The organism is Lactobacillus kimbladii, from assembly GCF_000970755.1.
Lineage (GTDB): Bacteria > Bacillota > Bacilli > Lactobacillales > Lactobacillaceae > Lactobacillus > Lactobacillus kimbladii.
Window position 1 is genome coordinate 1 of the sequence record NZ_KQ034017.1, and the last position, 8568, is coordinate 8568.

Here is an 8568-nt window from a genome sequence, read left to right on the forward strand (position 1 = left end):
AATATAACCGCCATGACCGATGTTGTAGTATTGTTTACCTTTAATTGTTTTATATGGTAGATAATACCAGTTCATATCTTTGTCATTAAAGGAATAACGCTTGGTATCTGGATCAGATAGGGCTTTAATTTTGCCAACATATCTTACTAAAGCACCCTTTTTTAGCAGCCCATTCGTTTTAAGATAAGAATACTTTTTCTTACCCTTTTTGTTATAAACACGAGTCTTATGATTCAAGGTTAGCTTGCCTTGCTCAGAATTTACATTTGACGTAGTAGTTTGAGCTTGATCAATATTAGTTGTAGTAACTGCTAATGATGTTGTTGTCAATATTCCAGCTAATAAGCTAATAAACAATTTTTTGTTAATTTTCATTGTAATTACTCCTTTATCCTTAAATTCTAATAGCTATCTGGTTAATTGTCTATTAAGGCTACCTTTACTGGACCAGGCAACCTAATATAAATATTAGTCGAAGTAGTGCTAAGCCAAATGGCTATCAGTTTTAAAAGATTTATAAAAAACTTCGTGAAAAATAAAGTGCGATCCTCGCATGCAAAAGAGACATACTAGACGTCTAGGCAATCCATTTGGATTGCCTTTTTGTATATCTACACTTTTGAAATCTACGTGTGCTTCTATGTTTTAATAAAACCCTCTTTACTCTTTTGAGGACTTCGTCCTGTTATTGATATATAATAATATATAGAAATATATAGAAATATATAGTAATATATAGCAATATAAGAGAAATATATATGAAAGATATAAGAGAAATAATTGATATAATAGTACCTACAGCATCTAATAAAGAAGTAGCAAGATATAGAACAAGGATTAATTCGTATATAAAAAAATATAAGATAATATATAAAAAAGAAAATAGAAAAATGGTTCTTGATGAATCAGAAGCGAAGAAAGTCATTGCTCATTTTAAAAATGGTGAAGTAGGTTCTGCTAGATCAATTAGTAAAACTGATTACGTCAGACATTTGGAAGAAAAAGTAGCGAAACAACAAGAAGAAATTGATCAGCTTAATAATCGATATTTAAGTAAAATCGAGGAGCAGAATAAAGAGTTAAGAGAAGCTAATAGGGCTTTAGGAAAAAAGTTTGATCGGTTAATGCAGCTTATGAACCAACAACAACAGTTACATGGCAGAGACCAAAAGATAAAAGAGCAGGGCTCTTTAGAACGTAAGGAAAGAAACATTGATAATGAACTAAAAGAGCCAGTTCGAAAAAATGAACACTGGTGGCAAAAGATTTTTAAATAATTGGGCATAAGACCTTGAGGCATCTTAAGATCACTTCTAACTGACTTATAATCATTCGCTAACAATAGGGAACTTAATGTTTAAAAGTAACGTATTCAAAGTTATTTTGACAATAATTTCACCCACTATAATATTAATTTTCACTGTATTTTTTTAATAAGTAATCAATATTTCAAATGACTTGTAAGAGTCATTTTTTATTTTATCTTCTAGTTATTAATCTTTGAAAAACTTGATAATTTCATATTATAAAGCACAAATTAACTGGATATTTAACGAACTATATGTTTATATATACATGATTATTTTTTAATATTATTTGTTGATAAATTTTTATACTGAACTATGGTTTTAATATCAATGTCGACATTGACCAAAAATATTATGAAAGGCGTACTATTATGAAAAGTACCATTAAAAAATTGGGAATTTCTCTTGGGGCAGCAAGTTTTATAGGAACGACTATGGCAACAACTGTAGTAAATACATTTGCTGCTACGGACAACTCCGTAAGTAATTCCAATGAAAATCAAAACAACAGTTCATATGGGGCATTGTACGGTTCATTAACTAAAGATCAACAAGATGAGTTTGATCAAATTGTTAATGGTGCTGGACTTAATGAGGAGCAGCAGAATACTCTCTTACAAGACAAAATTACTGAACAAAACAATAACCTGACACGTGGCTTAAAGTTAGAAACAATTAAGAAAATTGCCAAATACGTTGCTAAAATTACTGGTAACAGTTTAAAAACTAAGCCACTAAAAGCTTTTGTAAACTTTCTAACTGATTATGAAGGTAAAGCTGAAGATGGTATACGATATGCGCTAATTCATTATCTTCACCTTAACAGCACAGTCGCTTACTGGACGGCACGAACAGTCGTATTTATCTATCTTTAAATAATCTAAAAGGTGTGACTATAACATGAATACTACTTTAATAATAATCATTATCTTGGCTCTAGAGCTTCTGCCAATCGATACTTGGCTTGCCAGATACAATATGACGCTTGCTATGCCTATCCTTTTTACTTTAGCGTTGATTGCTGTGTTTCTCCTCTCTTTAGTGGGCTTTTCAAAAGCTTTTCATTGGTATGATTATCTAATAGCAGTTATTACATGTGTTTATGAATGGATGATATTCTTCAAAAATAACAAAAAATAAGCAAACCAAAACTCAAATACGCAAATTAATTACAAATTAAGCAGATTAAATACCTAATCAAAAAAATAATTCCATATATACCAAAGCAACTTAACATAATGTACATTAAGCGAAGTTGCTACGAAACTTAGTGCTACAAGGCTTCAAACTGCAGCAAAAAAATGTTTGTGAATTTGAAGCCGTATAGCAAAAGGGAAGGCTGTTAAATCAACCTTCCCTTTTTTCGTTACCTGATAATTTCACAATTAGACCAATTAAAATCATTTTAGATAAATATGCTTTTTCAAACTAATCATTAAAAACTGCACGTATCAATAATTTTTTGTCAAAAATTGATTCAAAGTACTTTTACCTCGATCAAACACTTTAAAATGTCTTTTGTTTTTAATTTTTATTAAAGTTGGAACACTTCCAACTTTATACTTTTTTCGTTCTTTTTTTAAATACTTATCTTTATCTGTGTTTTCAGTATTTATGTAATAAATTTTTATTTTCCTTTTTTTACTAAGCTTTGCTAATCCAGGGACGAAAGCTCTGCAGTATGGACAAGAGGCTTTTCCCCAAAATACATAAATGACTCTTTTGTTTTTTTTATCAAGTAATTTATTTATTTTTTTAGGAGAAATTTTAATAAAAGTTTTGGTAGCCTTTTGATACTCTGTATTTTGATATCGCAACACTAATTCACTGTTATCTCTATATCCAACATGTTCAGTATCATCAATTTCAGCAGCTTTTGTATCTTGAAAATTACAATTAAGCACAGATAGACCTAACTGTATCAAAATAACCACATTGATAAATGCCTTTTTCATAATTATTGCCCCTTTATATATTTCTATATTAATTTTTTATTGATTTTATTGCAAACCAGAGCTATTATTATAATCAGCAAAAAATAAAAGCTTGAAACTTTTATTTTAATTATAGAAAGAAGAAATAAATATGAAGCATTTAATAACCCTACTGTCATCAACTGCTGTGTGCGTTTCGATGCTCGCAGTACCAGCTACAACAGTATCTGCAACAACAATTACTCCTGCTCAATCAACAGCAACGAGCAATCAGCTAACCAAAGCAGAAACTGAAACTCTTAATGCTGCTATCAAAGGATCTCTGATTACTTATCCGGATTCATCCGGCGTTGCCCAAGTCAAAATTGTAGATAAAGATTATCTAGCACAATCTTTAAAGCGAACTAATCTTAAAGTAACTGTAGATGATGTACAATCTGCATTAGATAAAGTTAATGAATATGCTAAAAATCACCCAGATGAATTTACTTATGAAAATCCACTTTTAAGAAAAGTTAGGCATCATAAGGCTTGTTCGTGGACAATGGCCGGCGCTGGTACTGCTACCAGTCTTGGATGGGCAATTGGATCTGTGGCTGCAGGAGCTACGGGTATAGGAGCAGCATTAGTTGGTGTTGGTCTAGGAGCTATTTGGACAGGAGCAGGTCTTGCCTGCTAATATGGTATAAGCAATGAAAAAGTTAACTAATAAATATTATTTAACGATAATGTTTTTCTTGATAACATCAATCACTACTCTCAGTCCGATTTTCATTCGTTCAAGGTCTGGTGGAGTTTGGAGGCTATGGTTTATTATACTTTCCACATTTACAATGTTCGCTAACGAATATTTGGCTAATAATGCCAAAGTTAACATTAGTAAAAGAAAGTTAAAAGTTATAGCTGGAATTGCATCGTTAATTATTATAATGATAATTTTTATTCTCCTTGGATTTTGGAGTAATTGGAATTACCTTTAAAGTTATTTAAAAGTCCAAAATAGCACTAGTAATTAATCCTAGTGCTATTTTTATACAATAATTTAAGCTTTATTTTAATTTGCCTAATTTGGCCCCTATTAGCCCCTGTGAGCCGTTTTGTCGTCCTCGGGTATACTTACACCTGATTTTCCACCAAATGGACGACTTCTTGACGATAAGCTGTGTGATTTACCTGCCAAAATCATTTCCCTTTTTGCTCAAAAATGACTGTCCCAATTTTTTAAAAGTAGACAAAATCATTCCTCAACTATTTCGCCTACTTTTATTTTTTACCCCCCCGCTCTCCATTACATCTAAAGCGAGCCTGGCATTCAATAAAACCAAAATACGGTTTTAGAAGTAATTTTTACCTTCGTGAGAATGTTGCTCTACCAGGGTTTTTAACAATCCCATTTTGGGACTATCAGATCCCTTTCACAAACCCAGATGGGGCTTTCAGCTCTACACCAGCGTTTGCAACAGTCCCATATTGGGATATTTCGCAAAAAAAGTGCTAGCAGGCAGCTGCTGTTAGAAAACGCTTGGCACCGCCAAGCTATCACCTTACGTTAAGTAAGTGATAGCAGTTCTCCTTATGCTCTTTCCTAAAAATTTGTGAAATTCCAAGATATAGGTAACAAAACAACTTTATCTAATCCGATAAATGACAACGAACGACCAATATAAATCAACATCAAGAACCAGGTTAATCTCCTACAAGCAAAACTAAAACACTACTCGACACCCTAACCTGCAAATAAACCATGAAAGACTGCTGAACCAAAATCTACTACGCCAGCTGCTCCACCTAAACCTAAAACAAGATCAAATAATTAACCTAAACTGCCAATTACTGTTCCCTGCAGTGGGCACACTGGCCCCATAAGGTAACTAACATAACCGCAAAGCGGTTAGTTAGGTAATTTCCCCTTGCGATAAGGAGAAGAAACTATCTAACTAACCGCTTTGTCGATTGTTGGTTACTAATCTGGTCACAAAGAACCAGCATACATTTAAGCTAAAAAACGCCCTGCACAGTAGCCGAGCCGTTGTTTTTTGTCGCTCCAAAATATGATCTGAAGGTCTGGGCAACGCCATATGCTAACCCCAGCCAATAGTACCTCGTACTATGTTCTGTCCTTGCTACTGCCGTATGTTCCACTGCTGCCTGCTCGCCTTACGCATGAGTAATTCTGACCAGACAGTAGTCGTCTGTACCGCCCTGACCTGGTTCGCTTAACTGCTGGTCGTCACCGCCACTTGCCCCACTGCATTCGTTACGTGCTTTCGGAAATAGATTTATTACTTGAAATGGCTCTATTAAACCTGTCCCTTTTTTCAACTTTGTCCTGTTGGTTCGCTTGATAACGGAAAAGACCTCCGGGCTAATCTTTTAACTCGAAGGTCTTTTTAACTTCATCTCTTGAATTTTTAAGTATTTTTGTTATACTTAATTTAATTGATGAAGCTAATCTGTTACCCTGCAAAAGTTTGAGATTAGCTTTTTTCATGCCTTGATTGTCCTTATTGGCAATCAAGGCATTTTATTTGCTTGTTAAAGTAATCATACCATAGAAATATCAAATTCTACTAATTTTTTTAAAATTAATAGTCTTTTAGACTGAGAGTAGTATTCTATCAAGCTTAAAAGCTTTCTAGATTAACAACAAATTGCTGCCAGCGTGTTTTAATGGCTAATTATCATTAATCTAATAAATTATATAATTCAACTACCTGCTCATTAAGTTCTTGTATGATTTACGCAATTTGCTAAATCTGCTTTGTAGGCATTCAACTACGTCTTGTTTTAGTTTGATTATAAGCATTTTGTACCAATCCAGCAGCCACATTCTTGGTTAATGGTACTTTTAACTTTTTTGCTTGGATCATTAATGTATCAGTAGCTGTCTGTTTTTTATCTGCACCAGATTTCTCACTTTTAATAGCTTCCTCGTTAACTAAAACTTGAGCAAGCTTATACCATACATCTAACTTATCTGCTAAAGATTTATTACGTTCTTTAATATATGGATAAATACCAACAAGAATAAACGCAATTATTACAGCTAGCGTGCTTAACAATTGTAAAATAGACGTTAATTTATCCATCAATATCACTTCTCTCCTTGACAGTAGTAAATTGTGCTGCCTTTAATTTACGAATTTTTTCTTTTAAATGATCAATTTCATTTTCATCATTAAGAAACTTTGTACGATAGTATTTTACTTCGTTATATAATCGTCGCCGTTCTTTATCATTTGCAGTATTTCTTGTTTTTACATGCCACTGATAAAAATTGATTAGCATTGAAACGAGTCCACAAAAGGCAGTTGAGGTTAGCAAAATTATCAGTTTTTTATACATTATGCATATTCCTCCTTGCTATTTTGGTTTGTATAAAAGAAAGAGTCTCAACAGTAAGTGAGCTGTTTGAGACTTTTAAATATTTTATGATCTATTTATAAAACTTATTACTACTCTGGGTCATTCCAAGTAATTTCATAAATTCTACTGTGCAAAGTCTTTAATGTAGTTGCGTCATGATATGAGACCGTTAAATATGCATCATTTTTATTAATTACTTGAATACTTTCAAACTCAGTAACAAATTTACTCCGATCTAAGACTGAACCATTATTGTGATCATTATTATTAGCATTCAAATTAATTCTATGCCAGTTCTCTGTGCTATTCCAATCCACTAATCCATTCGGCAGTTTTTGATAACCATAAGGTATTTTATAAATATAACGATCTTGAGCTACCCCTTGACCTACATCATCTGTTTTAGGTGCAGCTTCACTTGAAATATAGATATTTTTTTTATCGTCTATATCAAAGCCCTGAATTGATCCAACAGCAGATGTAAAATTCTCAATTTTAAATGCATAAGAACAACGAAATTGATCAAGCGGATAATTTGTAGGACCACCATTGAGAGCTTTATTAATTTCATTCACTGAGTAGAAACCAAAATGAGCCGTTCCACTTGTATCAATAGTAACAATCAACATATCTAGATAATTTGGAGAAACCGCAGCTTCGGATCTAAGCAAATTAACTCCTGGATAAACTACATTATCATCATAGCCTGCTCCTGCTCTATTAAGAGCTGACAACCTAGGCATCTGTGTATTTTTCGTATATTTTTTATTTTGAAATTTTACCCTTGCTATTTGAGTAGCCCAGTAATATTTAGAGCTTGAAAGTTTTTTAGGTTTTGTACCAATAAACCACTCACCATTGCCGTTAGGTCCAGCATATTCCCAAGTTTGTGTATGAGAACCTGCTGTACCACTCTTTTTAGCACCCTTTAAAAATAACCGAAAATGCTTTTCGCCTTTTGTAAATTGTGCATTAAATCCATCTTTTCTTGCTCTATAAACTACAGTATCTGTACCTTTGGCCAATTGCTGCAACGCATATATATATTTAGTTGCTACATTACCTTTTTGAACAACTACCTGATGGAGACCATTCAATTCATATTTCAAACTTGGCGTTACACTAGATACTTTTCTCATATCGAAACTCCTTTACTAATTGAAAAAATAATTATCTATCCAAATCTTTAATCTCGAGATCATAATTAAAATAGCACGTAAGGAGGAATTAAGCCGACTAATGTCGGCTTAATTCTTTGTTGGAGGAATTGTGCAAGTTTTAAGCAAAAAAAAAACAATGAGGATTCATTGCTTTTTATATTTAACTTTATTCTTTTATATTTTTTCTATGTTGGCTGGCGTGACATCAGCTGCTGTATTTATTGGCTTTAAATGATTGCCAAAAGTATATTTAGCAGTCGAAGCTTTCACAAAATTACAGTTTGACATCGATGAAGGTGAATCTAAAACTTCATAAAATAGTTCTGCTTTTTTATCTGCTGGAACCCATATATATCTTAATCCTGTAACCGAAACCGTATCACCTGAACTAAACCATGAATCGTCCGCAAATTCTCCTTTTATATTATAAAGATATGCGTCATTCACAAATCTTACATGCATGATATTAGTATACGGTATTAGTTGCTGACGAGGCTGCGTTTTAAGGTCGTCTCTTAAAACAAACAATTTTTTATTGTTTTTTATGCGGAATACTTCTAGAACTCCATTATCAAGCATATCAATTTTAGTCGTCCCTGCTAGTTCTTCTCTATTACTGCGACGATCAACCACTAGTTTCGTACCCTTTTTGACATATTTATTGGTAAATTCACCTTTATTATTAACAAGATTTGCTTTTGTAAAATCTTTATCAGAAGAAAATGGCAATGATGCTATTGTAACAGTAGCATAATTAGTAAATAACTTATTTCCATTGATACTATCAACATTTATAGCTTT

Annotated in this window: 10 protein-coding genes and 1 pseudogene; 4 read left to right on the top strand and 7 right to left on the bottom strand. The window is 32.7% G+C overall.

Going from position 1 to position 8568, the window contains the following annotated elements; genetic code table 11:
* The coding region (locus JF75_RS09980; RefSeq protein WP_342446796.1) for an SLAP domain-containing protein at positions 1–375 on the bottom strand (375 nt) is incomplete at its 3' end.
* Positions 376–758: 383 nt separating this feature from the next.
* Between JF75_RS09980 and JF75_RS09985 the strand changes: the two genes are divergently transcribed.
* From JF75_RS09985 to JF75_RS09995, 3 genes are all read left to right on the top strand, one after another.
* Complete coding sequence (locus tag JF75_RS09985) at positions 759–1277, top strand: hypothetical protein (RefSeq protein ID WP_038521150.1); 519 nt, start codon at positions 759–761, stop codon at positions 1275–1277.
* A 401-nt stretch (positions 1278–1678) separates the two neighbouring features.
* Positions 1679–2182, top strand: a complete 504-nt coding sequence (locus JF75_RS09990; protein ID WP_038521147.1) for a hypothetical protein — start codon at positions 1679–1681, stop codon at positions 2180–2182.
* Positions 2183–2207: 25 nt separating this feature from the next.
* Positions 2208–2447, top strand: a complete 240-nt coding sequence (locus JF75_RS09995; protein ID WP_038521144.1) for a hypothetical protein — start codon at positions 2208–2210, stop codon at positions 2445–2447.
* A 311-nt stretch (positions 2448–2758) separates the two neighbouring features.
* Here JF75_RS09995 and JF75_RS10000 read toward each other — a convergent pair whose 3' ends face one another.
* Positions 2759–3262: a thioredoxin family protein gene (locus JF75_RS10000; protein WP_052726935.1), complete on the bottom strand. Its 504-nt coding sequence runs from the start codon at positions 3260–3262 to the stop codon at positions 2759–2761.
* Between the two features lie 130 nt (positions 3263–3392).
* Between JF75_RS10000 and JF75_RS10005 the strand changes: the two genes are divergently transcribed.
* Entirely contained in the window at positions 3393–3920 is a 528-nt protein-coding gene (locus tag JF75_RS10005) for a hypothetical protein (protein WP_046333026.1), read from the top strand.
* A 1319-nt stretch (positions 3921–5239) separates the two neighbouring features.
* Here JF75_RS10005 and JF75_RS10635 read toward each other — a convergent pair.
* The 5 genes and pseudogenes from JF75_RS10635 to JF75_RS10640 form a co-directional block, all read right to left on the bottom strand.
* Positions 5240–5383 carry a hypothetical protein gene (locus JF75_RS10635; RefSeq protein WP_158593833.1) on the bottom strand — a complete coding sequence of 48 codons (144 nt, stop codon included), beginning with the start codon at positions 5381–5383 and terminating at the stop codon, positions 5240–5242.
* Between the two features lie 629 nt (positions 5384–6012).
* Positions 6013–6330 carry a phage holin, LLH family gene (locus JF75_RS10010; RefSeq protein ID WP_038521156.1) on the bottom strand — a complete coding sequence of 106 codons (318 nt, stop codon included), beginning with the start codon at positions 6328–6330 and terminating at the stop codon, positions 6013–6015.
* A complete protein-coding gene (locus tag JF75_RS10015) occupies positions 6323–6586 on the bottom strand; it encodes a hypothetical protein (RefSeq protein ID WP_038521153.1) in 264 nt (87 codons plus the stop codon). Before JF75_RS10015 ends, JF75_RS10010 begins: the two co-directional genes overlap by 8 nt.
* A gap of 110 nt (positions 6587–6696) precedes the next feature.
* Positions 6697–7746 carry a helveticin J family class III bacteriocin gene (locus tag JF75_RS10020; protein WP_046333027.1) on the bottom strand — a complete coding sequence of 350 codons (1050 nt, stop codon included), beginning with the start codon at positions 7744–7746 and terminating at the stop codon, positions 6697–6699.
* A 195-nt stretch (positions 7747–7941) separates the two neighbouring features.
* A pseudogene (locus JF75_RS10640) lies at positions 7942–8568 on the bottom strand (hypothetical protein); the annotation flags it as partial.

Excerpts from the sequence above, each read along its gene's own strand:
- JF75_RS10005 (WP_046333026.1), top strand. The coding sequence starts at position 3,393 with ATGAAGCATTTAATAACCCTACTGTCATCAACTGCTGTGTGCGTTTCG.
- JF75_RS09990 (WP_038521147.1), top strand. The coding sequence starts at position 1,679 with ATGAAAAGTACCATTAAAAAATTGGGAATTTCTCTTGGGGCAGCAAGT.
- JF75_RS10015 (WP_038521153.1), bottom strand. The coding sequence starts at position 6,586 with ATGTATAAAAAACTGATAATTTTGCTAACCTCAACTGCCTTTTGTGGA.
- JF75_RS09995 (WP_038521144.1), top strand. The coding sequence starts at position 2,208 with ATGAATACTACTTTAATAATAATCATTATCTTGGCTCTAGAGCTTCTG.
- JF75_RS10000 (WP_052726935.1), bottom strand. The coding sequence starts at position 3,262 with ATGAAAAAGGCATTTATCAATGTGGTTATTTTGATACAGTTAGGTCTA.
- JF75_RS09985 (WP_038521150.1), top strand. The coding sequence starts at position 759 with ATGAAAGATATAAGAGAAATAATTGATATAATAGTACCTACAGCATCT.
- JF75_RS10010 (WP_038521156.1), bottom strand. The coding sequence starts at position 6,330 with ATGGATAAATTAACGTCTATTTTACAATTGTTAAGCACGCTAGCTGTA.
- JF75_RS10020 (WP_046333027.1), bottom strand. The coding sequence starts at position 7,746 with ATGAGAAAAGTATCTAGTGTAACGCCAAGTTTGAAATATGAATTGAAT.